The organism is Halofilum ochraceum, assembly GCF_001614315.2.
Taxonomy (GTDB): Bacteria; Pseudomonadota; Gammaproteobacteria; order XJ16; family Halofilaceae; genus Halofilum; species Halofilum ochraceum.
The window spans coordinates 359786-385010 of record NZ_LVEG02000005.1 but is presented as its reverse complement, the minus strand read 5'-3'; the positions used below and the strand labels follow the sequence as shown (position 1 = coordinate 385010).

The window sequence follows — 25225 nt, the reverse complement described above, 5'->3', positions numbered from 1 at the left end:
ACGGGCCGGGAAGATACCGCGCGGTCAGCGCCGCAATTCGTGGTCGCGATAATGCGGGTCGCACCAGCAACGGGGCAAAAGCTCGCCGGAGGGAAACAGCAGCGAGGACTTGCTGAAGGTCTCCGGTTCCGGCAGGTCCTCGCCCCAGTGGTAGCGGCCGCGCAACTCCGGGCAGTGCGGATCCATCAGTTCATGCAGATCGAGTACCTCGACCAGATGACGGCTCGTGGCTTCGCGCAGAAACATGGCGTGTTCGTCCGACTATCCGTTCTCTCCGACCGGCCCGGATCATCTCCGGCGTGAACAGGAACAAGCTTACTTGATCCGGATCCGGCCCTTCATCCCGGCGGGGTAATGCCCGGGGATATGACAGGCGAATTCGACCGGTCCCGATTTCGTGAAGCGCCAGGTCAATCGGCCCGTCTCACCGGGCTGAATCACCATTCCGGTTGGATCGTTGGCCATGTGGCCGGCCATGTCCTCCAGGGCCATTCCCTGCATCTCCTTTTCGTGTGCTTCCTGGCCCGTCGGTGTTCCGAGCGTGAATGAATGCTGCAGTTGGCCAACGTTCCGGACCACGAAACGGATGGTATCGCCGGCTTCGACGTCGATCCGGTCCGGCTCGAAGCGCATCGTATCGTGCGCGATCACTTCGACGGTGCGATCGGCATCTCCGGGATCCGCGGGTTGGCCAAAGGCGACCTCATGGCCACCGTTTCCGTGTCCGTCCTGGTGGCCGTGACCCCCCTCATGTTCTCCCGCCGCAATGGCCGAAGCGAGGGGTGCGAGGAGCAGTGCCAGAGGCATGAACCTGATAATTGTTCCAGATATGCGTCGTATCATATTGAAAAAACGTGTTTCTCTTGCGCTATTGTAAGCCCGCTCATGTTGCCCGGGGCTCCCTCGGAACGGCCTGGCGGCCGAACCGAGCGTTATGGAGCAACCGCCGCCCGTGAACGATTCACGGGTCTCGGCGCCCGCGGCGATCAACGGCGTTACCTCCGCTCGGAGGATCGCCCTGGTGAACGCTCTGATCCGCTTGCAGGGGCACTGCGTCGCCGATCGCGTGGGCCGGTCCGGCGGCCAGGCGTCGGTAATACGACTCGTGCGCGGGAGATCCCGGCGGCCAGTTCGTGTTGAATCGTTTACGCCACCCATCGCCATCGATCGTGATCGGGATGGCCTCGTAGCGCAGGCCATCGGCGGTGATCGCGTACAGCGCGTCCGGTGCGGGTCGGTCGATCGGGGCAATGCGGCTCACCAGGACCTCGTCGACCCGCCCGCGGAAATTCGGCATCCCTGCAGAACCATTGTTGATGACCGGGACGCCAGCGGGTATTCCGGTCCATGGCAGGCAGGTGTGGGTGCAGGCGAAGGCATCGACCCGCGCGGCTCGGGCCCATTGGCGCACGGTGGCGGCGTCGGTCCCGGGCGCCGCGCCATTCATCCGCTCGACGGCCAGTCCCCAGCCCGCCAGGGCGTCCGGATCGCCATGGATCACGCCGACGGTACGGTCGGCGATCCCGAGCCGCAGCAGCCGGGGGAGGGTGGCGAGCGCGTCCGTTGCGCCCGGTAACCCGGCCGCGGTGGCGCGCAGCTGTTCGATGATTTGGTTCGAGCGCTCAACCGTCGCGTCGTCGATGAACTCCGGATAAGCGCAGCCGCAACCGGCTTCGTCATCCGGGGCCGCGAGTTCGGCCTCCACATTGCCGGCGAGGGCCGTGTGCGCGAGGACATGCCGCTGGATCGTGGCGAAATCCTCGGGATCGGTATCGAACCAGTGGAAATCCCCGTTGAAGATCAGGCGCGTGCGGTCCCGATCGCGATCCGCGTCGGCGGCGACACGCGCCTCGATGGCCGCGAGCGCGTTCACGTTCCCGTACAGGCCGCCCACGATCCATGCCGCATCGGCGGCCAGCGAGGTCGCATCAACGAGCGCGCCGGCGCCGTGGCGATACGACAGCGGACAGATGCGGCCCCGCGCGTTCACGGGATCAACTGCGGGCGAGGAGCACATACAGCGCCCCGGAACCGCCGTCGACCGGGCGGGCGCTGCAGAACGCCATGACCTCGGCGCGGCGCCGCAGCCAGCCGGCGACGGCGGGCTTGAGAATGGGGCCCTCGTTGGCGGAGCGGCGCCCCTTGCCGTGGATGATGCGCACGCCGGTCAGTCCCCGCGCCCGGCAATCGAAGAGGAAATCCCGCAGCGCCACCGCCGCCTCCGCGCGAGTGAACCCGTGCAGATCGAGTTCGGCCTGCATGGCGTACTGGCCCCGGCGCAGCCGGCGCAGTACGCGCCGCTGGATGCCGGGACGCGCGTGAAACAGCTCCTCCGCCAGATCCTCATCGGCGTTGTCGAGCGCCCCGGAAGCCAGTGCCTCCCGCGCCTCGGCCTCATCGGCCTCGCGCTGGCGTGCGCGCGGCTCCGGCCGCGGGCGCTCGGCCTCGGGTGGTCGCCGGTCGGTCTCGATGGGATCGACCTCCGCCATGGCCTCGCGGAACAGCCGCCGTTCGTCTTCCGGCAGATTGTCGGACCGGTCGCTCATGGCCGCAGTATAGGACCGCCGGGGGTGGTGATGCAGCCGGGGCGCCGGAAACGTGTGTTTGGGGTTCTCGCCAAGGCGCGAAGCACGCCAGGGGACGCGAAGAGAAACCGTAGGAGCGGCCTTGGCCGCGAACCGCTCTCCAGTGTTGCGGCCGGTTCGCTCATTACCTGCGCACGCTTGCTCGGGAATCCAGGCAATCACGTTTGCCAGCTGAGCTGATCGATTGACCGAGGGACCGTGGACGCGGACACCGGTTCGCGAGCAAGCTCGCTCCTGCTCTCTCTTTTCACCTCCTGGGCGTCCCTTGGCGTTCTCTGCGCCTTGGCGAGAACCAAAAAACACACCCACCCCCGAAACTTTCCCGCCAGGCCCCAGGCCGTGAACGCCGGAGCCCGAGGGCGAACGCGCTCATGCCGATCGCCAGCACAGCCACGCTGATGAGAAGCAGGCGGTCGTACTTGTGATCGAGCCCGGTCAATGGCTGCAGCACCGCGATGTAACCGGAATTCTCCACGAAATAGAGGACCGCACCCGCGATGGCCGCCGCGAACGCGACGCTGAAACTCCAGCGTGCGACATCGCGTCCGCCCCAGATGCAGAATACGATCACCGGCGTGAGGAACATCGAGGCCGTACCGCTCACGGCGACGGCCGCGAAAAGATCATCGGTGCCGACGAATACCAGCCCTACGCCACCCACACAGAACAACAGCATCGCGATGCGACCGTTACGGGCGCTCGCGCGGGCCAGGCCCATATCCTGGATCGCGAGTTTCGAGGCGCTCGAGAAGGTCGAGTCGAGCGTCGAGGAGGCCGATATCACCAGCGCCGCCGCAAGCATGATCGTCGCGGGGCCACCGAGCAGTCGTGCCAGCGTGTCGAGCAGGGCTTCACCCTCGCTGGCATTGAGGCCGGCGAAAACACCGAGCAGTCCAAAGGCGAGGATGCACAGGGTCGAGATCCACGCGGCGTGCATGAAGCTCCGGCGTGTCGAATCACGATCCGCGATGAACCCTCGATCCATCATGACGGGGTCATGCAGCGGGTAGCTCCAGACCTGGAGCAGTGCGACTGCGAGCAGGATCCAGCCGGGACCGGCGGCATCCGGACTGCTGCCGATAACGGCCGGTAAGTCGAATGCCGGGTGAATGAACATCAACGCGCTGAGCGCAGTGATCAGGGCCAGTAGCAGGGTCATCTGCAGGACATCCGTGCGCAGCGAGGCGCGCAGCCCTCCGGTCATCGAGTACACGAGGGTAATGCCGGCAACGGCCAGTATCGCGGCGGTCGATGCGCCGCCACCCGCTGCCTCGAAAACGATCCCGACCACCAGCAGGTTGGCGAACACCTCGCTGAGCAGGCGCAGGGAGACGAGGCCGTTGAAATATCCGGTGCCGAGGGCCCCGAAGCGCTCGCTGAGGAAAGATTGGACGTTGCCATTGCCGTGGTGGAACCGCAGGCGGTCGATGATCAGCCAGCCGGTCAGGAAAGACCCATAGTAGGCCGCATAGGCGAGGGCGCCGGCGATGCCGTAGAAGTACCCGAGGATGCCGGCATTGAGCAGAGACCGCGCGAAGATCCAGGTTGTCACCTGCGAGAAAGTGAGGGTGAACACGCCTGGCGCGGCCCCCATGTCGTTCCAGCCGCGGAAGAAGCCGTCGGCGGTGCGCACCCGTGGGGCGATCACGATACTGATGAGGGCGACAACCGCGAGCAGGGCGACTAATGGCGTGAAATGACTGTCCAGCATAGAGGCAGCTCCGGTGGTTGCGGGCTCGGGTGACGGTTCGCGGGTTAGTCTTTGCCGATTCCGTAAAGTTCCCGGATCAAGCCGCTGCGCTACCCGCCGGGATTCGCGTATAGTTTACGGTTATTTCGCGCCGGTGTGCGTCGCGCACGTGGCCAACCGATGACCCAGGCATGCATATACTGATTTCCAACGATGACGGTTTTCGTGCCCCCGGCCTGGCCGCACTCGCGGCGGCGCTGGAGTCGGTCGCCGAGTGTACCGTCGTGGCCCCGGATCGCGATCGCAGCGGCGCGAGCAGCTCGCTGACGCTGGATCGGCCCCTGCACGCCCAGCGCCAGGACAACGGTTTCATCGCCGTGCAGGGTACGCCCACCGATTGTGTGCACCTCGCGATCAACGGGATGCTGGACCGGGTGCCGGATATGGTGGTGAGTGGCATCAATCACGGCGCCAATATGGGCGATGATGTGCTCTATTCCGGCACGGTGGCCGCCGCGATGGAGGGCCGTTTTCTCGGGCTGCCGGCGATCGCGGTATCGCTGGTCGGCGAGCGTCAATTCGACACCGCGGCCCGGGTGGCGCGCGAACTCGTCGAACGCCTTGCCCGCGATCCGTTGCCGGCGGACACGATCCTGAACGTCAATGTGCCGGATCGCGCGTGGGAAGATATCGATTGCTGGAGCGGTACGCGCCTCGGCAATCGCCATCGCTCCGAGCCCGTGCTGGTCGACCATGATCCGCGTGGGCGTACGTGCTACTGGATCGGTCCGCCGGGGGCGGAACAGGATGCCGGTGAAGGTACGGACTTCGATGCCGTGGCCCGCGGGCGCGTATCCGTCACACCGCTGAACTGCGATCTCACGCGGTTCGATACACTGCCACGACTGGGGGAGTGGATGGCAGTATGCTCCGACGCCTGACCCGTAACGACATCGTCGGTGTCGGTATGACCTCGCAGCGCACGCGGGATCGCCTGATCGAGCGTCTGCGCGACAAGGGTATAGCCGACGAGCGCGTCCTCGAGGTGATGCGCCATGTACCCCGACACCTGTTCATGGACGAGGCGCTGTCGACCCGGGCCTATGAGGACAGCTCGTTGCCGATCGGCTGCGGGCAGACCATCTCGCAGCCGTTCATCGTGGCCCGGATGACCGAGGCCCTGATCGCCAGCCTGCCGGCCGGTGGGGGGCGGGTACTCGAGATCGGGACCGGCTCCGGCTACCAGGCGGCCGTGCTGTCGGGGCTGGTTGAATCCGTCCATACGGTTGAACGGATCGGCTACCTGCTCGAGCGCGCGCGTGAACGGTTCCGTCAACTGGAACTGCGCAATATTCACGTCAAATATGCCGACGGGCACATGGGCTGGCCGGACCAGGGGCCTTTTGACGGGATCATGCTGACGGCGGCCCCCGAACGCGTTCCGGATGAGCTGTTCAGTCAGCTCGCGCCGACGGGGACGCTCATTGCGCCGGTCGGTGGCGCCGCGGGCCAGCGCCTGTTCGCGTATACCCGCACCGGCGACAACGGCCTTGAACGGCAGGAACTGGACATGGTCAGTTTCGTGCCCTTTCTTGGCGGCAGGGACTGAGCGGCGTGCGTCTGTTTGGCCCCCTGTACGACCGCGTGATTACCTGGTCCGGGCACCGCCATGCGCCGCGCTACCTGGCCGTGCTGTCGTTCACCGAATCGTCCTTCTTCCCGATCCCCCCCGATGTGATGCTGGCACCGATGGCGGTCAGCCGGCCCGAACGCTGCTGGTGGTTCGCGCTGATCACCACCGTGGCCTCGGTTGCCGGGGCCCTGCTGGGGTATGTGATCGGCTACTTCGCCCTCGAGCTGTTACTGCCCTGGATCGAAGAGGCGGGAATGCTGCGCGAGTACCGTGAGGCGGTCAGCTGGTTCAATGCATGGGGGCTGTGGGTCGTGCTGCTCGCGGGATTCACGCCGCTGCCGTATAAGCTTTTCACCATCGCGGCGGGCGCCCTGAATCTGGCGCTGATCCCGTTTCTGGTCGGTTCATTCATCGGGCGCGGCGCGCGCTTCTTCCTCGTGAGCGGGATCGCCGGCAAGGTTGGTCCCCGGGTTGAGCCCTTCCTGCGCCGCTGGATCGAGTGGTTCGGCTGGGGCGTGCTGGCGCTGGCCGCCGTCGTCTGGGTGATGTACCGGGGCAGCGGATGAAGCGGTGGCTCGCCATCGGGCTCGCGGGTCTGCTGATCGCCGGATGTGCGGGCAGTCTGGTCGGCAATCGCTTCCGGCCGGAGGTCTATACCGTGCGCTCTGGTGACACCCTGTACTCGATCGCCTGGCGCTATCACATCGATCATCAGAATCTGATGCGCTGGAACGGCATCGATAATCCGCGGAATCTTCGTGTGGGGCAGCGGCTCAGGCTGAGGCCCGATGGTGTGGCGGGTTCATCGTCGACGGCCTCGACGGCCACGGCGTCGACCGGACCGCGCGAAGCCGAGCCCGCTGCCCCGTCCAGAGCGAATCGCAAGGATACCGGCAGCAGGACCGAGGCCGGCTCCGGCGCGAGCGCCGCATCAACAGCGAGCCCGGAACCGGCTGAACGCGCACCGTCCGGTGATCCGCCCGGGCGCTGGCGCTGGCCGACGCGCGGGACGGTCGTGGCGCGTTTTGGGGACGGCCGGGCCGGCGGCCGGGGTGTCGATATCACCGGGGAGCCGGGGCAGCCGGTCCACGCGACGGCGGCCGGGGACGTCGTGTACAGTGGCGACGGACTCAAGGCGTACGGCAGGCTGCTGATCGTTCGCCACGAAGGCGATTTTCTCAGCGCCTATGCCCATAACAGCGAGCTGCTGGTCGCCGAGGGTGATCGGGTCGCGGCGGGCCAGCCGATCGCGCGGATGGGTCGAACCCGTGAGGGGACGGCGCTGCTGCATTTCGAGATCCGGCGTGGCGGCAACCCGGTGGACCCCCTTGACTATCTGCCCGATCGCGAGTGATATGGCGCGCGTAATACGGGTCGTCACGGACGATCGGCAATGGCCGTCATGGCCACGGTGAGACCCCGATGAGTGACAAGGGCGAGAAAGACGAAAACGGTGGCGTCGACCCGCGCGCGCGCGATGACGACCCGTTGTCCGACCAGACCCCGCGCGACGCCACCCCCCGAAAGGTCGCAGAGAAAAAATTCGGTGTACGCGAGGCCGACGCGACCCGGATGTATCTGCAGGCCATCGAGTTCTCCACGCTGCTCACCGCCGAGGAGGAACGGGACCTCGCACGCAAGGCCCAGCAGGGTGATGTGCAGGCGCGGCGGCGGATGATCGAATCCAATCTGCGCCTGGTCGTGAAGATCGCGCGCCGGTACATGAATCGCGGACTGCCCCTGCTGGACCTGATCGAAGAGGGCAATCTCGGTCTCATGCACGGAGTCGAGAAATTCGATCCGGAACTCGGCTATCGCTTCTCGACCTATGCGACCTGGTGGATCCGCCAGACCATCGAACGCGCGCTGATGAACCAGACGCGCACGATCCGGCTGCCGATCCACATCATCAAGGAAATCAACACGTACCTGCGGGCTGCGCGGCGACTCGGCCAGCAGCTTGAGCGTGAGCCGACCCCCGAAGAGATCAGCGAGTTGATGAACCGTCCGCTCGCCGACGTCGAGCGCCTGCTGCGCTACAACGAACGGGTATCGTCGGTCGATGTGCCGGTGTCGCAGGACAGCGAGCGCCCGCTGCTCGACCTGTTGCCCGACGAGTCCACGCCCGATCCGGCCGTGATGCTCGAAAACGCCGATGTCCAGTCGCATTTTGACGAGTGGCTGAACGAACTGGGCGAGAAGCAGCGTGAAGTGGTGATCCGCCGCTTCGGTCTGCGCGGATACGAGAGCGCGACCCTGGAGGAGGTGGGGCGTGAGCTCGGTGTCACGCGTGAGCGTGTTCGCCAGATCCAGCTCGATGCACTGAAGAAGCTGCGGCGCATACTCGAAGCGCGGGGCTACTCCGTCGAAACGCTCTTTTACCCCTGAGCGGCTGACCCGGGAGGCTGCCCGGGTTTCTCGGACCGCCTCCTGAATACCGGCAGCCCGATGCGTGTGACGGCCCGCGGTGGACCGTTTGTCCACCGACCCCATTCACTTTGCCCGATTCGCGCCCCGATCAGGCTCATTCCCGCGTTTTATCCAGGCAGTCCCGCCCATTCAGGGCTATATAGTCGTCCAGCTTTTGACGTTTGTCAGGCGCCGGCCTCTCCTGGCGGTTCAGTATCGACGGGTACATGGGATACGGATGACCGCGATGAGCACGAATCAGGCAGTGAATCGGACCCCGGGCCCCGATCGGCCGAGACCGCGGCCGGCACGGCGCATCGGCAAGGCGGCCGGGGTCGTCGCGCTGGCGGCGGCCGCCGAGCCGGACGCGACCCGCATGTATCTGCGCGCGCTGGACCGGACGACGCTGTTGACCGCGGAAGAAGAGTGCGCGCTCACGCGGGCGGCGCAAAAGGGGGATGGTGCGGCGCGACGCCGCATGATCGAGTCCAACCTGCGCCTGGTCGTCAAAATCGCGCGGCGCTACATGAATCGCGGGTTACCGCTGCTCGATCTGATCGAGGAGGGCAATCTCGGACTGATGCACTCGATCACCAAGTTCGATCCGGAGCGCGGATTCCGTTTCTCCACCTACGGTACATGGTGGATACGCCAGGCCATCGAGCGGGCGTTGATGAATCAGACCCGGACGATCCGGTTGCCGATTCATATCACCAAGGAGATCAATACGTACCTGCGCGCGGGACGGCAGCTCCAGCAGCGGCTGGAACGCGAGCCGACCCCCGACGAGATCAGTGAATTGATGGATCGGCCGTTGGCCGAGGTTGAACGGCTGCTGCGTTATAACCAGCGGGTGGGGTCGGTCGACGTTGCGGTCTCGAGTGAGAGCGAACAGCCGCTGGTCGATCTGCTTCCGGACGAGGATGCACCGGATCCAGCCACCGTGTATGAGAACGAGGATGTCCGCATTCGATTCGATGGGTGGCTCGACGTGCTCGGGGAGAAACAACAGGCCGTCGTCGTTCGTCGTTTCGGCCTCCGCGGTCACAAAACCGCCACACTCGAAGAGATCGGCAAGGAGCTGGGGGTTACTCGGGAACGGGTCCGGCAGATCCAGATCGAGGCGCTTAAGAGGCTCCGGCACACCCTCGAAGCGCGTGGCTACTCGCTGGAGGCGCTGTTCGGCGCCTGATGCGCGGCCCGGGCAAAGGGCGAGCCGTCCTGATGGGCCACAGCGTAGCCGCAGGGCCCATCACGATTCGATCATCATGAGCGCCGCGGCGACGCGCCGGTCTTCGGACATCAGCACGTTGTACGTGCGGCACGCGGCGGCGGTGTCCATGACCTCCAGGCCCATACCCTGGCGGCCGAGTTCAGCCATCAGCCGGGCAGGGGGAAAGATCTGGCTGCGACCGGTCCCGAGCAGCAGGATCTCGGGCGCATATTCGCGCACGATGGCGAAATGCTCCGGTGTCAGCTCGGCGATGGGTGCCGATGCCCACTCGGGCTCGATCGATTCCGGCATTACGATCAGATCGCGGCTGTAGACGGTCTCATTGACCTGGATGCTACCCGCGCCGTAGGCCTTGATCAGGTGCGAGGCGGTGCCGGTGTCGAGACTGACCTTCATTGCGGGATCCGTCGATCGTCGGTCGGGTGGCGCTCAGCCGTCAGTGTAACAGCCCCGTCGGTGGATCGGCCTCAGGCGGCATTCTCCGGCTTTTGCACGACCCCTTCGGCAGAACAATCCGGTCGGGCAGACCGCATCGCCATCGGGTGGCGGATGACGGGCATCCGGGGCACTTCGCCCATGAAACGCCAGAACAGCCACATTCCCACCAGTGACGCGAAGTGGAACATTTCGTGAGCCCCGACGATCCCCGGGATCGGATTGGGCGTGCCGGCAATCCCCACGAGCGCACCGAAGGTGTACGCGAGACCGCCGGCGAGCGCCGGCCGGATAAAATCAAAACCGAGGTGACGCCACAGGATCCACGCCGTGCCGGCGCCGAGCCAGCCCATGCCCAGATAGACGGACAGCCCCAGCGATTCGGGCACTGCGTCGAAGAAGACGGTTTTGAGCGGGATGGCAATCACGGTAACGGTCCAGACCGCCAGCAGCACGCCCCAGCGCCACGGTCCCCGGAAAAGGATGGCATGGACCGGGGTGAAGGTGCCGGCGATCAGCACGAAAATGGCGGCGTGGTCGAGGCGCTGGAAGACGGCGCCCACGGCGGTGCCGTGGCCGAAGACGTGATAGATGCCGCTGGTGGCCAGCAGCAGAATACAACTGGCGGCGAACACCGCGAGCGCTAACCGGGCACCGGGCCGCCCGCGTCCGCGCATGATCAGCCGGCGGGTCATCAACAGTGCGGCGACCGCTCCGAGCCCGTGGGTCAGCGTGCTGACCGGGTCGGCGATTCCAATGAGCGGTTCCGTCGGCATGGCGGTTTCCCAGTGTCTGCAGGGCGAAGCGATCCGAATCCCCGTTCAGCCTCACCACGGCCGGGCGTGTTCGCGATTCAAGACCGTATGATGGCGGAGGCCGCGTCCGATGCAAATAGTCTTGAGCCTATCTAAGCATGAATCGGGCCGGGTGGTGCGATGGGCCGCGCGGAAGCCGTCACGGGGGTGTCTTGCCGCGGATACGGGTTCGATTACGCGGCGCAACGTACTCTTGGCCCTGTCAGGGCGATCGGCCGTATAATGAGCGGTTTGGCAGCGTCACTCGCCCGTCAGCTCCGGAGATCCAGCGGCCGTGGAAAAACAGTTTCCCCGTATCGAACGGTTACCGCCGTACGTCTTCAATATCGTCAATGATCTGAAGGCGGCGGCCCGGGCGCGCGGCGAGGATATCGTCGACTTCGGCATGGGCAATCCGGACCAGCCGACGCCGCAGCATATCGTGGACAAGCTCAACGAGGCCTCGCAGCGCGGCGACACCCATCGGTACTCGGTCTCCCGCGGCATTCCCCGCCTGCGCCGGGCGATCACCCGCTGGTATCAGGAACGATTCGATGTCGAACTGGATCCGGAGACCGAGGCGATCGTCACGATCGGCTCCAAGGAAGGCCTCGCGCATCTGGCGCTCGCGACCACCGGTCCCGGCGATGCCGTGCTGGTGCCGAATCCGGCCTATCCGATCCATCCCTACGGTTTCGTGATCTCCGGCGCCGACATCCGGCACGTACCGCTGACGCCCGACGTCGATTTCTTCGCGGAACTGGAAAAGGCGATCACCGATTCCTGGCCGCGGCCCAAGATGCTGGTCCTGAATTTCCCGGGTAATCCGACGGCGCACTGCGCGGACCTCGAATTTTTCGAGCGCGTGATCGCGATGGCCCGGGAATACGGTATCTGGGTCGTGCACGACATCGCCTACGCGGAGATCGTGTTCGACGGCTACAGGGCCCCGTCGATCCTGCAGGTGCCGGGCGCGCGCGAAATCGCCGTCGAGACGTATTCGCTGTCCAAGACCTACAACATGCCGGGATGGCGTGTGGGCTTCGTCTGCGGCAACCCGGACCTGATCGCCGCCCTCGCGCGGATCAAGTCCTACCTCGACTACGGCATGTTCACGCCGATCCAGGTGGCCGCGATTCACGCGCTCGAGAGCGACCAGTCCTGCGTGGACGATATCCGCGCGATGTATCAACGGCGTCGCGATGCGCTGTGCGATGGCCTCAATGCGCTCGGGTGGCCGGTCGAGAAGCCGCGCGCGACCATGTTCGTCTGGGCCCCGATCCCGGCGGCGTATCGGGATATGGGGTCGCTGGAGTTCGCCAAGAAGCTGCTCGCCGAGGCGAAGGTGGCCGTATCGCCGGGGATCGGCTTCGGCCAGTACGGCGACGACCATGTGCGCCTTGCGCTGATCGAGAACGAGCATCGCACGCGCCAGGCGCTGCGGGGCATCCGCAATATGTTTCGTCAGGACAACGTCTTTCAGGAGAGTGATTCGTGAATCCCGTGAAAATCGGCCTCCTCGGCCTCGGTACCGTGGGCAGCGGCACACTGACCGTCTTGCAGCGCAACGCCGATGAGATCGCGCGCCGCGCGGGGCGCGGAATCGTCGTCAGTCACGCCTCGGTCCGCACGCGCTCGCGTCTCGAGGGACTGGCCACCCAAGATATCCGGCTCTCGGAAGATCCCCGGATCGTCGTGGACGACCCGGACGTGGAGGTCATCGTCGAACTGATCGGTGGCCAGCAGCCCGCGTTCGAACTGGTCATGCGGGCGATCGAGAACGGCAAGCACGTCGTCACCGCCAACAAGGCGTTGATTGCGCTGAATGGCAACGAGATCTTCGCGGCGGCCCAGCGCAAGGGTGTCATGGTGGCCTTCGAGGCCGCGGTCGCCGGCGGGATCCCGATCATCAAATCGATCCGCGAGGGGCTTGCGGGCAACCATATCCGTTGGCTCGCCGGGATCGTGAACGGCACCGGCAACTTCATCCTCACCGAGATGCGCGATCACGACCGCGAGTTCGCCGACGTGCTGGCGGAGGCGCAGCGCCTCGGCTATGCGGAGGCCGATCCGGCATTCGATGTCGACGGCATCGACGCCGCGCACAAACTGACCATTCTCGGTTCCATCGCGTTCGGGATTCCGCTGCAGTACGACCACGTGTACATGGAGGGAATCAGCGGTGTGACACGCGACGATGTCGCGTATGCGGACGAATTGGGTTATCGGATCAAACACCTGGCGATCGCGCGCCGGACCAACGGGAATGTCGAGCTGCGGGTACATCCGACCCTGATCCCCGAGCGCCGGCTGCTCGCCAGTGTCGACGGGGTGATGAACGCCGTGGTGGTGCACGCCGATGCGCTGGGGCCGACGCTGTACTACGGCGCCGGCGCCGGTGCGGAACCGACCGCCTCCGCGGTGGTGGCGGATATCGTCGACGTCGTGCGCACGCTGACGGGAGACCCGGAGAACCGTGTGCCGCACCTCGCCTTCAAGCCGGACCAGATCACGGATCTCCCCGTCATGCCCGTCGAGGATATCGAGACCGCGTATTACCTGCGCCTGCAGGCTGCGGACCGCCCCGGCGTGATGGCCCAGGTTTCGCGCATCATGGGTGATCTCGACATCTCCATCGAGGCGATCCTGCAGAAGGAACCCGGACCGGGCGAGACGACGGTGCCGTTGATCATGCTCACGCGCCGGGTGGTGGAGAAACAGATCAACGAGGCCATCGCGCAGTTCGAGGCGCTTGATTCGATCATCGGCAAAGTGCAGCGGATCCGCGTCGAGACGCTTGGCTGACCGCGTTGGCCACCACCGGTTACGATCACCGGGTAACGGCCGCGGGCGGTAGCCGCGTCCTTCGCTGAATGGAGAAAAGCCGTGCGGACCTTTCTGGCACTCGGGATTCTGGCGGGCATCTGCCTCTGGGGCGCGCTGCGCACGCCGCGCGCGGAGCTGCACCTGCGGGTCCTGCGTACCGCGCTGTTCGCGGGCGCGGGGGTATTCGGGGCGCTGCTGGTTTCGGCGATGTTGCAGGCGCTGTTCCTGAGCGAATGAGTACCGACTCGTTTGCCGATCGGGTCGCGGCACTCCACCGGGAACTCGGGGTGCCGGCGGACTACGCCCGGCGCACGGGGCTGCCGCTGGTGCGGGAACCGGAGACGCTGGTCGAGGTCTCACCCGGGCGGACCGATAGGCGGCACTGGCTCGAGCCGTATGCCGCCGCCCGCTGGGCCTCGATGGAGGCGGCGGCGGAAGGGGACGGGATCCGTCTCGTTCTCGTCTCGGCATGGCGCAGCCTCGATTACCAGCGTGGCCTGATCGAGCGCAAACTCGCGCGCGGTGAGGCGATCGAGGACATCCTCGCGGTCAATGCCGCGCCGGGGTTTTCGGAGCATCACGGGGGCCGGGCCGTTGATCTGGGTGTACCGGGGGTACCGCCGCTGACCGAGGCGTTCGAGCAGACCGACGCCTTCAGATGGCTTACGCGTAACGCCGAGCGATTCGGTTTCGCGCTATCCTATCCACGCGAAAACGCGCACGGCATTGTCTACGAACCGTGGCATTGGGCGATTCCGGCGGAGACCGCCTAGGCCTGAGCCAGGCTCGGACGGTGCACATTTTCCCCCGATGCCGGCTACCGGCCGGCCGCAAGGCAAGAGGCCTCCCGGATGTGCCTGGTTCTGGTCGCACTCGATCCCCGCGCTGACGTACCGATCATTGTCGCCGCCAATCGTGACGAAAGACATGACCGTCCGGCCGATCCACTGGATTGGTGGTCCGATCGTCCCGGGATTCTGGCGGGTCGCGATCGCGTGGCGGGCGGCACCTGGTTCGGTGTCGGCAGCGATGGCCGGTTCGGAACCGTTCTCAATGACCATCGCTTCCCGGCCCCGGCGGGTGCTCCTTCGCGTGGCGCGCTCGTGCCCGGTTTTCTCGAGAGCGACCAGCCGCGGGCGTGGATGGACGGACTGGCGGCCGACCTTCAACACTACGCGGGTTTCCATCTGCTGGTCGGCGGTCGGGCGGGGCTGGAGTACTGCGCGAGCGTAGAACGGACGCCGGTCACGCTCTCTCCGGGGCTGCACACGATCGACAACGCGGGCCTCGATATCGACGACCCGCGCAGCCAGCGGGCATGCAGTCGTCTCGGGCCCGTACTCGGCGGTGAACCGGAGGCGATTCTGGAACAGCTCGGCGATTGCGGCTCCCCGGGTGATGGGCAGGGAGATCGCCGGCCGATATTCATCCGCGATCCGGTGTTCGGTACGCGTTGTTCCACGGTGCTGCGGATCGACGCCGCCGGCAACGCGATCTGTCGCGAGCGGCGGTTCGACGCGCATGGACAGCCGCTCGGGGAGTCCGCCGTATCCTGGCAATGCGCCCCGTCAGCGGTTGCGGCATGCCGGGATTGAAGCGCGCGCGGTGCTGGTTCGTGCTTGTGCTGGTCCTGGGCGGATGGGCCGGCGGCGCGCGGGCGGCGGACATCGATGTGGAGATCGTGGGCGTCGACGGGCCGGTGCTCGAAAACGTGCGGGCGATGCTCTCGATCGCGGCCGAGCGTCCGGCGGAGGAGGACACGCCGGAACGAGCCGTACGGCGTCTGCACCGGCGGGCGGGCGACGAGATCCGCCGCGCGCTGGAACCGTTCGGTTATTACGCCCCGACGATCGATGCACGTCTGTCGGAGGAGGACGGCCAGTGGCAGGCGACCTACCGGATCGAACCGGGGGAACGGGTCCGCCTGGCGGAGGTCACTATTGAGATCCGCGGGCCCGCATCCGGGGACCGGGCATTCTCCGATCTGCGCGAGCAACTCGCGCTGCGGGCCGGTGAACCGCTCGTGCATTCCGACTACGACAATGCCAAACAGCGGATCATGGAACTGGCGGCGTCGCGCGGGTATTTCGACGCGGACTGGGCCCGCAGCACCCTGCGGATCGATCCAGATGCGCTGGAAGCCCGTGCCGATCTGATCCTCGATAGCGGTCCGCGCTACGCGTTTGGCGAGGTCACCTTCGAGCAGTCGATGCTCAAGGATCGCTTCCTGCAGGACTACGTCCCGTTCGAGCCGGGCGATCCCTGGGAAAGCAGTGAGCTGCTCGACCTGCAGTACGCGCTCGATGACAGCGATTACTTCCTGCGCGTCGACGTGCGCGCGCAGCGCGAAAAGGCGCGTAACGGCCGGGTACCGATCCGGATCGCGCTCGAACCCCGGCCACGGAATCGCTATACCTTCGGTGTGGGGTATGGCACGGATACCGGCGCGCGCATCAGTGCCGGCTGGGAGAATCGGCGCTTCAACCGCTCGGGGCACTCCTTTGATACGCGGATAGAACTGGCGGAGATCGGCAACGAGGTGAGCGCGCGCTATAACATCCCGCTGGATGATCCCGCGCGCGAACGGCTCGTGCTCGAGACGTCATATGGGAATGAGGAGTTCGGCGACGCGGAGCAGAGGCAATTCGAGATCGGTGCGCGGCGCGTGGAGCAGCGCGGCCGCTACCAGGCCACGGTATCGCTCGACTATCAGTACAACGAGGACACGATTGGCGATGAGACCATCCGGCGCAACCTCGTCATGCCGGGCGCGGGGCTGGTGTACAGCCGGTTCGACGATCCGGTGTACGCAACCCGTGGATTCCGCCTCGGCGGGTTTGTCAGCGGCGGTGCCGAGACCCTGGGTTCCGACGTGAGTTTCCTGAGCGGTCGCCTGAGCGGGCATGGTGTCACGCGGCTCTGGGACGGCGGGCGGCTGCTTGTGCGCGGTGAGATCGGCACGGTCGAAGTGAGCGATGTCGATCGCCTGCCGCTGTCGCAGCGGTTCTTTGCCGGCGGCGATTCCAGTGTGCGGGGCTTCGACTATCAGTCCCTCGGTCCCGTCAACGAAGACGGCGATGTCGTCGGTGGTCGCCACCTTGCCGTCGGCAGCGTCGAACTGGAGCAGTTGATCGTCGGAGACTGGGGCGCAGCCGTGTTCATGGATGCGGGTAATGCGATGAATGACTGGGATACGCCATTGCGGCGGTCGGCGGGCGTCGGGCTGCGTTACCGCTCGCCGGTGGGCGTGTTCCGGGTCGACGTGGCCCGGCCGATCGACGGCGATGGATCGGCGCGCCTGCATCTCAGTCTCGGGGTCGATCTTTGAACCAGGCCGAGCGTGACCCGGAAGCCGGACCCACCGGCGAGCAGCGGGAGCGCCCGTCGGCGCGCCGTCGACGCCGGTTCCGCCGGTTTGCACTCGCGGTGGCCGGACTCGTGCTCGTCACCGCAATCGCGCTCGCGGGCGCAATCGCATGGCTGGTCGCCACGTCCTCCGGGTTGCAGTTCGCGCTGGCCCAGGCGCGGCCCTGGCTGCCGGAAGGGGTGCGCATCGAGTCCGCCGAAGGGCGGCTGATCGGACCGCTGCGGGTTAACGGGCTCGAACTGCGGTTGGACGCGGCGAGGGTGAATGTGGAGCGGATCGATCTCGACTGGGCCCCGGCAGCACTGGTCTCCGGTGAAGTGCACGTACGTGACCTGGCGGTCGACCGGGTGGCGGTGGCCCTCGCCGATACGGGGGACGCGCCGGCGCCGGACGGCGCGCCGGCGATCCCCGGGCTGCCCGACGAGCTGGCGTTCCCCGTCGCCATACGGGTCGATCGCCTTGCGGTGGCGCCCATCGAACTGACTCTGGCCGACGGCACCTCGCATCGGATCGATCGCATCGCCCTTGGGGCGCGCGTCGGGCCGGAGGCGCTGGTACTCGACTCGCTTCGGGTCGAGGCCCCGGCCGGTCGCCTGGAGGCCCGCCTCGAATCGGGCCCGGCGGCGCCGTATCCGATCAGCGGGCGGATCGACTGGCGATGGGCGGCGGCTGGTGATCTGCCGGCATTGGCCGGCAACGGTCGCTTCAGTGGCACGCTCGCGGATCTGCGGATCGATCACGAACTGACCGCACCGACCCCCGTGACGCTGAACGCCGCCCTGCAACTGTTCGACGGGACGCCGACATGGCAGGCGGACCTCGCGGTTCCGACGACGCGGCCCGCGCAGTGGCTCTCTACCGCCCCCGAACTGGAGGCCAGTGCCGACCTCGCACTGGAGGGGACACTGGATACGGTCTCGGTGCGTGGCGATTTTGGTCTCGGGGCGGTCCTTGGCGGACCCTACAGTGGCCGCCTCGACGTGGAGGCCGATACGGAATCCCTGCGCATCGCGGAGCTTGCGATCCGCCCGGTCGAGCAGGCCGAGACGATGGCGTCGCTCAAGGGCAGCGTGGGCTATGCGGGGACGAAGCCCCGATTCGACGCGACGCTGGATTGGCAAGCCCTGCAGTGGCCGATCACCGGGGCGCCGACGGCGCGCAGCACGGAAGGCCGTATGACGCTCGAAGGGACCCTGGACGGCTATCAACTCGACGGCCGCGCGCGGGTCTCTTTGCCGGATATCGGCCCGGATGAGCCGGCGGCGGTCGAACTCCAGGGCGGTGGTGACGTCGATGGTCTTGACCGTTTCACGGCCCGGATCGACTGGGGCGGCGCGCGGCTCGCGGCGGATGGTCAGGTACGCTGGCAGGCACCGGGGAACGCGCGCATCCGCGCCGACCTGAGCGATGTCGATCCGGAGCGCTTCGGCGCGGCCATCGCCGGCCGCCTCGCCGCCGGCCTCGAGGCCGACGCGCGCTGGGACGAGACCGGCGTGTCGGCGGAGGTCACACTGGATCGGTTCGAGGGGGAACTGGATGGGCGTCCGTTGGATGGCGCGGCGGAGTTGCGCTATGCGGACGGCACACTGGAAGTGCCGCGCCTGCGCCTGGCTGCCGGCGATGCACGCCTCGAAGCGAGCGGCCGGGCCGGGGAACGACTCGCGATCGACTGGTCGGTCGCGATCCCGGATGTGCGCGCGTTGACCGGGGTCGGTGCCGGGCGGCTCTCGGGTAGCGGCCAGATCGGCGGCACGCCGGCGGCACCATCGATCAGGACACGGATGGAGGGCGCGGCCCTGGAATGGGCGACGCTGCGGATCGACACGCTCGCGCTGAACGCCGATGCCGTTCTCGCGGATGATCGTGATTCGAGCGTCGACCTGTCGTTGAGCGGTGTCGAGGTCGGCGAGGAGTCGCTGGAGCGGGTGTCGGCATCACTGGCCGGCCGGCCCGGCGATCATCGTCTGGAGATCGCTGCGGCCGGACCGCGGGGTGAGGTGGATCTGACGGCTGCCGGTGCCCTTGAGGATGTCGACTGGCGGGGGCGTTTGACCGGGCTGCAGCTGCGTCCCGCCGGCCGGACGGCCTGGACGCTGGCGGAGCCCGCGCCGCTGCGCTGGGTCGACGGGCGTGGCGCCCTTGAAGACCTCTGTCTCCTGCAGGCGCCCGCAAGGCTGTGCCTGACGGGCCAGGGCACGCCCGAAGACTGGTCGGCGCGTATCCAGGCGGACACGGTACCGCTGGCACTGATCGGCGGGTTCGGGCCGGAAGAACTGGAATATGAGGGCGAACTCGAACTGCAGGCGCGCCTGCAGGGCGGGGCAGGTCCAGTAACCGGTGATGCCCGTCTCGGGATCACCGGTGGGCGTGTGATGGGGCCGGTCGACGACGAAACGCGGACACTCCTGGCGTGGGAGTCCGGCAGCGTGGAGGCGCAGCTGGCGCCCGAGCGGCTGGATGGGCGCATCCGGTTGCCGCTGTCGGACGGGGGCCGCCTGGCGGCGACGGTCGGGATCGAGCGCAACGAGGCCGCCGCGCTGAGCGGGCGTGTCCAGGCCCGGATCGACGATCTCAGCCTGATCGCGGCCGTGGTGCCGGCGATCGGCCGTGTCGAAGGCCAGCTGAACGCCGATGTCGGGCTGGGGGGGACACTTGCGGACCCGCGCCTGACGGGGGGTGCGGAGCTCGCGGAGGGCCGGGTCACCGTCATCCCGCTCGGGATCGCGATGACGGAGCTCGACCTCGACCTGGAAACGGTCGGCAGCGGATTCCGGGTCCGGCTCGGGGGGCGCTCCGGCGAGGGCCAGATGGAGGCGCTGATCGATCTGCGCCGCGGCGACGCCGGTGCCTGGTCCGGCGAGGGCCGGATCAGCGGGACCTCTTTCGCGGCCGTGGATACGGCGGAGCTGGGCCTGGACGTGTCGCCGGATCTGAACTGGCGGGTGGAAGGACGCCGCATCGAGGTCAATGGCAGCGTGGCGATACCGCACGCCCGGATCGAACCGCGGGATATTTCCGGTGCGGTACAGACGAGTCCGGACGCCGTGATCGTGGGCGAGAACGGTGAAGCAAAGGAAACGGCCGCGGGCTGGCAGGTGCTCGCGGACGTGGGCGTCGATCTTGGAGAGGACGTGCGCGTGGATGCGTTCGGGCTCGATGGGCGTCTCGGCGGCAACATCGACGTGCGCGAGCGACCGGGCCAACTGACCACCGCGACCGGCGAACTGCGGGTCGAGGAGGGCACATACACGATCTACCGCCAGTCGCTGGAAATCGAGCGCGGGCGCGTGCTGTTCGATGGCGGCCCGGTGGCCGACCCCGGGCTCGATGTGCGCGCGGTGCGCCGGCCGCGCGATGTGGTCGTCGGTGTCAACGTCCGCGGCACCCTGCGGGAACCACGAGCGACGCTGTTTTCGGAACCCCCGCTGCCCGAGTCCCAGCAGCTTTCCTATCTGATCGCGGGTGTCCCGCTCGGCGAGAGCTCTGGCAGCGACCGCAGCACCATGGCGGCTGCCGCGGCGGCGCTCGCGACCTCGGAACAGGGGCAGGCGATCGCGGGTAAACTCGGCATCCAGGAAGTGAGTGTCGACCGCGGCGAGGTGGGCGAGAGCGACGGCGCCTCGCTCGTGCTCGGGCGCTACCTCTCGCCGCGTCTTTATGTCGGCTATGGCATCGGTCTCGCCGAGCAGGCGAACAGCGTACGCATGCGTTACGAACTGACCCGTCGGTGGTCGCTGGAGGCCCGCAGCGGTGCGGCCGCCAGCGCGGATCTGCTTTACAGTATCGAGACCGATGGAGGGATCGAACCATGATGGAGTACGCGCGGGCCTGGGGCGGTCCCGGTGGGCACGGCGATCTGCGCACCGAGGCGGCCGATTTCCGGGTCGACGAGGTGCTCGGCTTCGAGCCCGGTGGCGGCGGTGAGCATGCGTGGCTTTGGTTGCGCAAGCGTGGGACCAATACCGAGGACGTCGCGCAGGCGCTGGCCCGGTTCGCGGGCGTTCGCCGCCGGGACGTCGGGTTCAGCGGTATGAAGGATCGCCACGCGGATACCGGGCAGTGGTTCTCGGTCCATCTCCCCGGGCGGGCGGAGCCGGAGTGGTCGGACGTCGACCCGACCGTGGGCGTCGTGGAGCACGCCGTCCGGCATAACCGCAAGCTGCGTACCGGCAGCCACCGGGCGAACCGGTTTGCCCTGCGCCTGCGTGCGGTCGAGGGCGATCGCGCCACGATCGACGAACGCCTGGCGGCCGTGCGTGACCGCGGTTTCCCCAACTATTTCGGCCCCCAGCGCTTTGGCCACGGCGGCGAGAACCTGCGCCGGGCGCGCCGGCTGCTGGCCCCGGATGCGATCAAGCGTGCGCGTGGGATCCATCTGTCGGCAGCGCGCAGCTGGCTGTTCAACCTTGTCCTCGATGCCCGGGTCCGTGATGGCAGCTGGATCCGACCGGCGCCAGGCGATGCCTTGATGCTGGCGGGTACGAACTCGGTGTTCGAGTACCGTGGGGACGAGGGCGATATCGAAAGCCGGCATGATCGCTTCGACCTGGACGTGACCGGGCCGCTCTGGGGGATCGGGGAACAGCCGGTCGGGTTGGCGGCCGCGGAGCGGGAACGGGCGTGGCTGGCGGATGAGTCCGAGCTGCGGGAAGGCCTGGAGCGGATCGCCATGCAGGCGCGTCGACGCGCCCTGCGCGCGGTGGCGCCGGATCTCGCCTGGGCCTGGCACGGCGCGGATCTCGAACTGTGTTTTACCTTGGGCCGCGGTATTTTCGCGACCAGTCTGCTCGATGAGGCGGTGACCGCCGTCGACGTCAGTCGGGCGGGCGCAAACCGCTCAGCGCCCACCGGGCCTTTGGCAGCAGGCCGCCGCGGACCAATCGGAGAAACGGAATGAGTGAAGAAGCATCCTGGCTGGAACAGCCGGCGGTATCGGCGGGCCGCGCCCTGGGCGAGATTGCCGGTTTTCTGCCCAACCTGGTGGCCGCGCTGATCCTGGGGCTGCTCGGGTGGCTGGTGGCGCGCTTTGCGCGGCTGCTGGTGCTGCGCTCCTGCAGGGCACTCAACCGCCTGATCGGGCGCATGCCCGCCCGCCCGTTCTCATTGTTCGGATTGACGCCCACCGTGGCGCGGGTAATCGCGGATCTTGCATTCTGGGTGGTGGTATTCCTGTTTCTGGTCGGGATCGCGGCGGCGCTGCAACTCGACGCGGTCAGTGAGTGGCTGGCGCGGCTTGCGGGTTTCCTGCCAGCGCTGCTCGCCGGCGGGCTCATCATCGTGATCGGGATCGCGGGCAGCATCCTGCTCGGGCAACTGACGACGGCCGCCGCGACCCCGCTGGGCGGCGCCCGCGGCCACCTGCTCGGGCGTGGCGTGCAGGCGACCGTGCTGACGCTGGCGGTCGTGCTGGGTATCGGGCAGATGGGGCTCGATATGACCCTGCCGGTGGCCCTGATCGTGGTGGCCGCGGCCTCGGTGGGGGGTGCTCTGACACTGGCGTTCGCGCTCGGTGCCGTTGACGTGGTGCGCAATCTCATCGGTGCCCAGGGGCTGCAGGAACACTGCCAGCTGCACCAGCGCATACGCATCGGCGAGGTCGAGGGCGAAGTGACCGAAATGACGGCGACCAGCGTCATCCTCGCGACCGGCGAGGGCCGGGTGATCATCCCGGCACGCGCCTTCCATGAACGCCCGGTGGTGCTGTTGGCGCCGACCAGCGATGACTGATCCCGACGCGCTGACACTGGCGTACCTCGACACGCGCCCCGTGGACGCCGCCCGCGTCCTCGAACAGCTCGAGCCGGCGGCGGTGGGGGCATTCCTCACGACGGTGCCGGTGCGCCTGGCCGCCGAGCCGCTCGCGGCGATGGCGCCATGGCGGGCCGGCCGTGCGCTCGCGGCGATGGAACCGGCGCGCGCGGCCGCGCTGATCGAGGCCATCCCCGCCCAGCGCTGTCCTTATTTCCTGCGGGCGATCGCCCCGGAGGCGCGTGAGGCGATCCTCGAGCAGGTGCCCACCCGACGCGCGCGGGCGCTGCGGCGCCAGCTGCGCTTTGCCGCGACGCTCGTGGGGGCCCACATGCACGCGGAGACGGCCACGGCCCGTGCCGATTCGACGGTGTCCGAGGCAATCGCGCTGGTGCGGGCGACGCCGGGTCCGGTGCAGGTCCATGTGGTGGACGAGCGCGAACGCCCGGTAGGCGTCGTCCCGCTGGCGGCACTGCTCGCCAGCGCCGGGGAGCGGTCGATCGATGCCCTGGTGGACCGTGACTGCCCACCTCTGGCGGCGGATCTGCCGCTCACGCAGGTCGATCCCGTGGAAGGCTGGGAAGGCTGGCCCGAGCGTCCGGTCGTGGACAGCGCCCGGCGTCTCGTTGGGTGTATCACCCTGGCCCGGATCCTGGCGGCGCGCCGGGAACCCGTGGCGGAAATCTCGGCGGGAGCGGGACCCGGTGGCGTGCTGGTGCATGCGTATGCGGCTGCCGCACGTGGCCTGGGACATACGCTCGCGGGACTGGTCGCGGGTCGGGGAGGCCGTCATGGACCGTATTGATCCGTTGACCGCCCGTCGCGCGCTGACGGCCCGCTATCTCCGCGAATACCCCGGAGAGGCGGCCCGGACGCTTGAACGCATGGCGCCCGATGAAGGGGTCGCGAGCCTGCAGGCGCACGCCGTCGATATCCTGCGCCCGGTCTGGGAACGGCTGAGTCCGTTCGCCGCCGAGCGCTTGCTCGAGGCGCTGGATGCGGATCGGGCGAGCGCGCTGCTCGCGGAACTGGAACCCACGGTCGCCTGCGCACTGCTTTCGCAGATGGCTCCGCAACGCCGGGCCCACTGGCTGGCGTCGGTGGATCCGGGCATCGCCGGGGAACTGCGCGAACTGCTCGAATATCCGCCGGACTGCGCCGGGCGCCTGATGTCTCCACGGCTGGGGTTCTTCCGCGGCGACATGACCGTGGCGGAGGCCTCCGATCGTCTGCGCGCGCTCAGCGTGTACGACTCGCACACGCTGTTTCTGGTCGATGACGACCACATCCCGTGCGGGCGCGTAACGATCCAGGCACTCGCATTGGCGCGGCTTGAAACGCCATTGGCCGACCTGGCGGAACCGATCGGTCCGTGGGTGGACGCGCTGAGTCCGCGCGAAGAACTGGTCGAAGTGCTGGGGCACAGTCGTTTCACCGACCTGCCCGTGGTCGATGCGGCGGGGCGCCTGATCGGCACGGTTCCCGAAGCGGGCCTGCTTGCGGCGGTACAGGTCGATGCGGCCGGCGATATCCAGGCGATGGTGGGCGCGAGTCGTGATGAGCGTGCGCTGTCGGCCTCGTGGTTCGCGGTGCGCAAACGTTTGCCATGGTTGCAGATCAATCTCCTGACCGCGTTCCTTGCCGCATCCGTGGTCGGGCTGTTCGAGCATACGATCGCCCAGTACACCGCGCTGGCGGTCCTGCTGCCGGTGGTCGCCGGGCAGTCGGGGAACGCCGGCGCGCAGGCGCTTGCGGTCACGATGCGCGGTCTGGCGCTGCGTGAGATCACGGCCCGGCATTCGATGCTGGTCGTGCTCAAGGAGTTACGGGTCGGATCGATCAACGGACTCGCGGTCGCGGCAACCACGGCGCTGGGCGTGTATGTCTGGAGCGGATCCTGGGGGCTGTCGCTGATCATCGCCGTTTCCATGGTGCTGTCGATGGTGGCTGCGGGTCTGGCCGGCGCCCTGGTGCCGATCGTGCTGCGGCGGCTGGGGCAGGACCCGGCCACGGCGTCCTCCATCATCCTGACGACGGTGACCGACGTCGCCGGGTTCTTCTCGTTCCTCGGCATCGCGACGCTCTTCGCCGTGCTGCTGTAAGGCGGCGCAGTGCCCGTGGACGTGGCGGTCCCGCTACAGTAAAATTCGCCCGCCCGTGGCTAGGGCCTGTTCACACTTCCCGCGGTCGCCGCGGCGGGGCCTGTGTGCTGCAAGGCAAGGCGCGCCGAGTGAGCGTAGCGCGTCCTACGTGAGCGAGGCGCAACGCCGCATTGCGGCACACAGGCCCCGCCCCGAAGGGTTGCGGCCCGCGATGCGCACCGCGCTGCGTTGCTCGTCGGTCGTGTAGTGACGCTACACTCCCTTCTCGCGCCTTGCGGGGCCCGCATCGGGGGCCGCAACGCGGCGACCGCGGGAAGTGTGAACAGCCCTGGGCTGCCCGGGCACAAGAGAGCATTCCGGAAACGGGAAGGACCGGCGAGGAACTTCCCGTTTCGCATGTCT

General features: G+C 67.5%; 24 protein-coding genes. 17 read left to right on the top strand and 7 right to left on the bottom strand.

Annotated elements, in window-relative coordinates; genetic code table 11:
• Nucleotides 1–24 precede the first annotated feature (24 nt).
• The 5 genes from A0W70_RS08220 to A0W70_RS08200 all read right to left on the bottom strand — a co-directional run bounded on the left by A0W70_RS08220 (nt 25) and on the right by A0W70_RS08200 (nt 4296).
• A complete protein-coding gene (locus tag A0W70_RS08220) occupies nt 25–246 on the bottom strand; it encodes an acetyltransferase (protein WP_070988854.1) in 222 nt (73 codons plus the stop codon).
• A 69-nt stretch (nt 247–315) separates the two neighbouring features.
• Nucleotides 316–807 carry a cupredoxin domain-containing protein gene (locus A0W70_RS16760; RefSeq protein WP_070988853.1) on the bottom strand — a complete coding sequence of 164 codons (492 nt, stop codon included), beginning with the start codon at nt 805–807 and terminating at the stop codon, nt 316–318.
• Nucleotides 808–961: 154 nt separating this feature from the next.
• On the bottom strand, nt 962–1990 hold the full coding sequence (locus A0W70_RS16755) for a hypothetical protein (protein WP_070988852.1): 1029 nt from the start codon (nt 1988–1990) through the stop codon (nt 962–964).
• Between the two features lie 4 nt (nt 1991–1994).
• Nucleotides 1995–2546 carry a Smr/MutS family protein gene (locus tag A0W70_RS08205; protein WP_070988851.1) on the bottom strand — a complete coding sequence of 184 codons (552 nt, stop codon included), beginning with the start codon at nt 2544–2546 and terminating at the stop codon, nt 1995–1997.
• Nucleotides 2547–2832: 286 nt separating this feature from the next.
• Complete coding sequence (locus tag A0W70_RS08200; RefSeq protein ID WP_070988850.1) at nt 2833–4296, bottom strand: sodium:solute symporter family transporter; 1464 nt, start codon at nt 4294–4296, stop codon at nt 2833–2835.
• Between the two features lie 170 nt (nt 4297–4466).
• On the opposite strand from A0W70_RS08200, the gene surE reads away from it, so the two are divergent.
• The 6 genes from surE (at nt 4467) to rpoS (A0W70_RS08170) (ending at nt 9509) form a co-directional block, all read left to right on the top strand.
• Nucleotides 4467–5216, top strand: a complete 750-nt coding sequence (gene surE / locus A0W70_RS08195) for a 5'/3'-nucleotidase SurE (protein ID WP_070988849.1) — start codon at nt 4467–4469, stop codon at nt 5214–5216.
• The gene (locus A0W70_RS08190; protein ID WP_070988848.1) at nt 5201–5884 is read left to right on the top strand and encodes a protein-L-isoaspartate(D-aspartate) O-methyltransferase; all 684 of its coding nucleotides are present in this window, start codon (nt 5201–5203) and stop codon (nt 5882–5884) included. The genes surE and A0W70_RS08190 overlap by 16 nt, the downstream gene beginning before the upstream one ends.
• A gap of 5 nt (nt 5885–5889) precedes the next feature.
• Nucleotides 5890–6474 carry a YqaA family protein gene (locus A0W70_RS08185; RefSeq protein WP_070988847.1) on the top strand — a complete coding sequence of 195 codons (585 nt, stop codon included), beginning with the start codon at nt 5890–5892 and terminating at the stop codon, nt 6472–6474.
• Nucleotides 6471–7262 carry a peptidoglycan DD-metalloendopeptidase family protein gene (locus A0W70_RS08180; protein ID WP_070988846.1) on the top strand — a complete coding sequence of 264 codons (792 nt, stop codon included), beginning with the start codon at nt 6471–6473 and terminating at the stop codon, nt 7260–7262. Before A0W70_RS08185 ends, A0W70_RS08180 begins: the two co-directional genes overlap by 4 nt.
• Before the next feature lie 68 nt (nt 7263–7330).
• Complete coding sequence (gene rpoS, locus A0W70_RS08175; protein ID WP_070988845.1) at nt 7331–8296, top strand: RNA polymerase sigma factor RpoS; 966 nt, start codon at nt 7331–7333, stop codon at nt 8294–8296.
• A gap of 268 nt (nt 8297–8564) precedes the next feature.
• On the top strand, nt 8565–9509 hold the full coding sequence (gene rpoS, locus A0W70_RS08170) for an RNA polymerase sigma factor RpoS (protein ID WP_245675833.1): 945 nt from the start codon (nt 8565–8567) through the stop codon (nt 9507–9509).
• Between the two features lie 60 nt (nt 9510–9569).
• Here rpoS (A0W70_RS08170) and A0W70_RS08165 read toward each other — a convergent pair whose 3' ends face one another.
• Together A0W70_RS08165 and trhA are read right to left on the bottom strand one after the other, a co-directional pair.
• On the bottom strand, nt 9570–9947 hold the full coding sequence (locus A0W70_RS08165; protein ID WP_070988843.1) for an Mth938-like domain-containing protein: 378 nt from the start codon (nt 9945–9947) through the stop codon (nt 9570–9572).
• Nucleotides 9948–10018: 71 nt separating this feature from the next.
• Nucleotides 10019–10762: a PAQR family membrane homeostasis protein TrhA gene (gene trhA, locus A0W70_RS08160; protein WP_070988842.1), complete on the bottom strand. Its 744-nt coding sequence runs from the start codon at nt 10760–10762 to the stop codon at nt 10019–10021.
• Nucleotides 10763–11075: 313 nt separating this feature from the next.
• On the opposite strand from trhA, the gene alaC reads away from it, so the two are divergent.
• The 11 genes from alaC to A0W70_RS08110 all read left to right on the top strand — a co-directional run bounded on the left by alaC (nt 11076) and on the right by A0W70_RS08110 (nt 24823).
• The gene (gene alaC / locus A0W70_RS08155) at nt 11076–12278 is read left to right on the top strand and encodes an alanine transaminase (protein ID WP_070988841.1); all 1203 of its coding nucleotides are present in this window, start codon (nt 11076–11078) and stop codon (nt 12276–12278) included.
• Nucleotides 12275–13585, top strand: a complete 1311-nt coding sequence (locus A0W70_RS08150; protein ID WP_070988840.1) for a homoserine dehydrogenase — start codon at nt 12275–12277, stop codon at nt 13583–13585. The genes alaC and A0W70_RS08150 overlap by 4 nt, the downstream gene beginning before the upstream one ends.
• A gap of 81 nt (nt 13586–13666) precedes the next feature.
• On the top strand, nt 13667–13843 hold the full coding sequence (locus A0W70_RS16985; RefSeq protein ID WP_175443082.1) for a hypothetical protein: 177 nt from the start codon (nt 13667–13669) through the stop codon (nt 13841–13843).
• Nucleotides 13840–14379, top strand: coding sequence for a M15 family metallopeptidase (locus tag A0W70_RS08145; protein ID WP_070988839.1), 540 nt, complete (start codon nt 13840–13842; stop codon nt 14377–14379). The genes A0W70_RS16985 and A0W70_RS08145 overlap by 4 nt, the downstream gene beginning before the upstream one ends.
• Before the next feature lie 78 nt (nt 14380–14457).
• Nucleotides 14458–15201, top strand: coding sequence for an NRDE family protein (locus A0W70_RS08140; protein ID WP_070988838.1), 744 nt, complete (start codon nt 14458–14460; stop codon nt 15199–15201).
• Nucleotides 15189–16934, top strand: a complete 1746-nt coding sequence (locus A0W70_RS08135) for an autotransporter assembly complex protein TamA (RefSeq protein ID WP_070988837.1) — start codon at nt 15189–15191, stop codon at nt 16932–16934. Before A0W70_RS08140 ends, A0W70_RS08135 begins: the two co-directional genes overlap by 13 nt.
• Complete coding sequence (locus A0W70_RS08130) at nt 16931–20785, top strand: translocation/assembly module TamB domain-containing protein (protein WP_070988835.1); 3855 nt, start codon at nt 16931–16933, stop codon at nt 20783–20785. Before A0W70_RS08135 ends, A0W70_RS08130 begins: the two co-directional genes overlap by 4 nt.
• Entirely contained in the window at nt 20782–21870 is a 1089-nt protein-coding gene (gene truD / locus A0W70_RS08125; RefSeq protein ID WP_083330865.1) for a tRNA pseudouridine(13) synthase TruD, read from the top strand. The genes A0W70_RS08130 and truD overlap by 4 nt, the downstream gene beginning before the upstream one ends.
• Nucleotides 21867–22700, top strand: coding sequence for a mechanosensitive ion channel family protein (locus tag A0W70_RS08120; RefSeq protein ID WP_070988831.1), 834 nt, complete (start codon nt 21867–21869; stop codon nt 22698–22700). Before truD ends, A0W70_RS08120 begins: the two co-directional genes overlap by 4 nt.
• Nucleotides 22693–23526: a magnesium transporter MgtE N-terminal domain-containing protein gene (locus A0W70_RS08115; protein ID WP_070988829.1), complete on the top strand. Its 834-nt coding sequence runs from the start codon at nt 22693–22695 to the stop codon at nt 23524–23526. Before A0W70_RS08120 ends, A0W70_RS08115 begins: the two co-directional genes overlap by 8 nt.
• Entirely contained in the window at nt 23513–24823 is a 1311-nt protein-coding gene (locus tag A0W70_RS08110) for a magnesium transporter (protein WP_070988945.1), read from the top strand. The genes A0W70_RS08115 and A0W70_RS08110 overlap by 14 nt, the downstream gene beginning before the upstream one ends.
• Nucleotides 24824–25225 lie beyond the last annotated feature (402 nt).

Bases quoted from the DNA above. Each gene is read 5' to 3' on its own strand.
- A0W70_RS08220 (WP_070988854.1), bottom strand. From the start codon at position 246: ATGTTTCTGCGCGAAGCCACGAGCCGTCATCTGGTCGAGGTACTCGAT.
- A0W70_RS16760 (WP_070988853.1), bottom strand. From the start codon at position 807: ATGCCTCTGGCACTGCTCCTCGCACCCCTCGCTTCGGCCATTGCGGCG.
- A0W70_RS08205 (WP_070988851.1), bottom strand. From the start codon at position 2,546: ATGAGCGACCGGTCCGACAATCTGCCGGAAGACGAACGGCGGCTGTTC.
- A0W70_RS08200 (WP_070988850.1), bottom strand. From the start codon at position 4,296: ATGCTGGACAGTCATTTCACGCCATTAGTCGCCCTGCTCGCGGTTGTC.
- surE (WP_070988849.1), top strand. From the start codon at position 4,467: ATGCATATACTGATTTCCAACGATGACGGTTTTCGTGCCCCCGGCCTG.
- A0W70_RS08190 (WP_070988848.1), top strand. From the start codon at position 5,201: ATGCTCCGACGCCTGACCCGTAACGACATCGTCGGTGTCGGTATGACC.
- A0W70_RS08180 (WP_070988846.1), top strand. From the start codon at position 6,471: ATGAAGCGGTGGCTCGCCATCGGGCTCGCGGGTCTGCTGATCGCCGGA.
- rpoS (WP_070988845.1), top strand. From the start codon at position 7,331: ATGAGTGACAAGGGCGAGAAAGACGAAAACGGTGGCGTCGACCCGCGC.
- rpoS (WP_245675833.1), top strand. From the start codon at position 8,565: ATGAGCACGAATCAGGCAGTGAATCGGACCCCGGGCCCCGATCGGCCG.
- A0W70_RS08165 (WP_070988843.1), bottom strand. From the start codon at position 9,947: ATGAAGGTCAGTCTCGACACCGGCACCGCCTCGCACCTGATCAAGGCC.
- trhA (WP_070988842.1), bottom strand. From the start codon at position 10,762: ATGCCGACGGAACCGCTCATTGGAATCGCCGACCCGGTCAGCACGCTG.
- A0W70_RS08145 (WP_070988839.1), top strand. From the start codon at position 13,840: ATGAGTACCGACTCGTTTGCCGATCGGGTCGCGGCACTCCACCGGGAA.
- A0W70_RS08140 (WP_070988838.1), top strand. From the start codon at position 14,458: ATGTGCCTGGTTCTGGTCGCACTCGATCCCCGCGCTGACGTACCGATC.
- A0W70_RS08135 (WP_070988837.1), top strand. From the start codon at position 15,189: ATGCCGGGATTGAAGCGCGCGCGGTGCTGGTTCGTGCTTGTGCTGGTC.
- truD (WP_083330865.1), top strand. From the start codon at position 20,782: ATGATGGAGTACGCGCGGGCCTGGGGCGGTCCCGGTGGGCACGGCGAT.
- A0W70_RS08120 (WP_070988831.1), top strand. From the start codon at position 21,867: ATGAGTGAAGAAGCATCCTGGCTGGAACAGCCGGCGGTATCGGCGGGC.
- A0W70_RS08115 (WP_070988829.1), top strand. From the start codon at position 22,693: ATGACTGATCCCGACGCGCTGACACTGGCGTACCTCGACACGCGCCCC.
- A0W70_RS08110 (WP_070988945.1), top strand. From the start codon at position 23,513: ATGGACCGTATTGATCCGTTGACCGCCCGTCGCGCGCTGACGGCCCGC.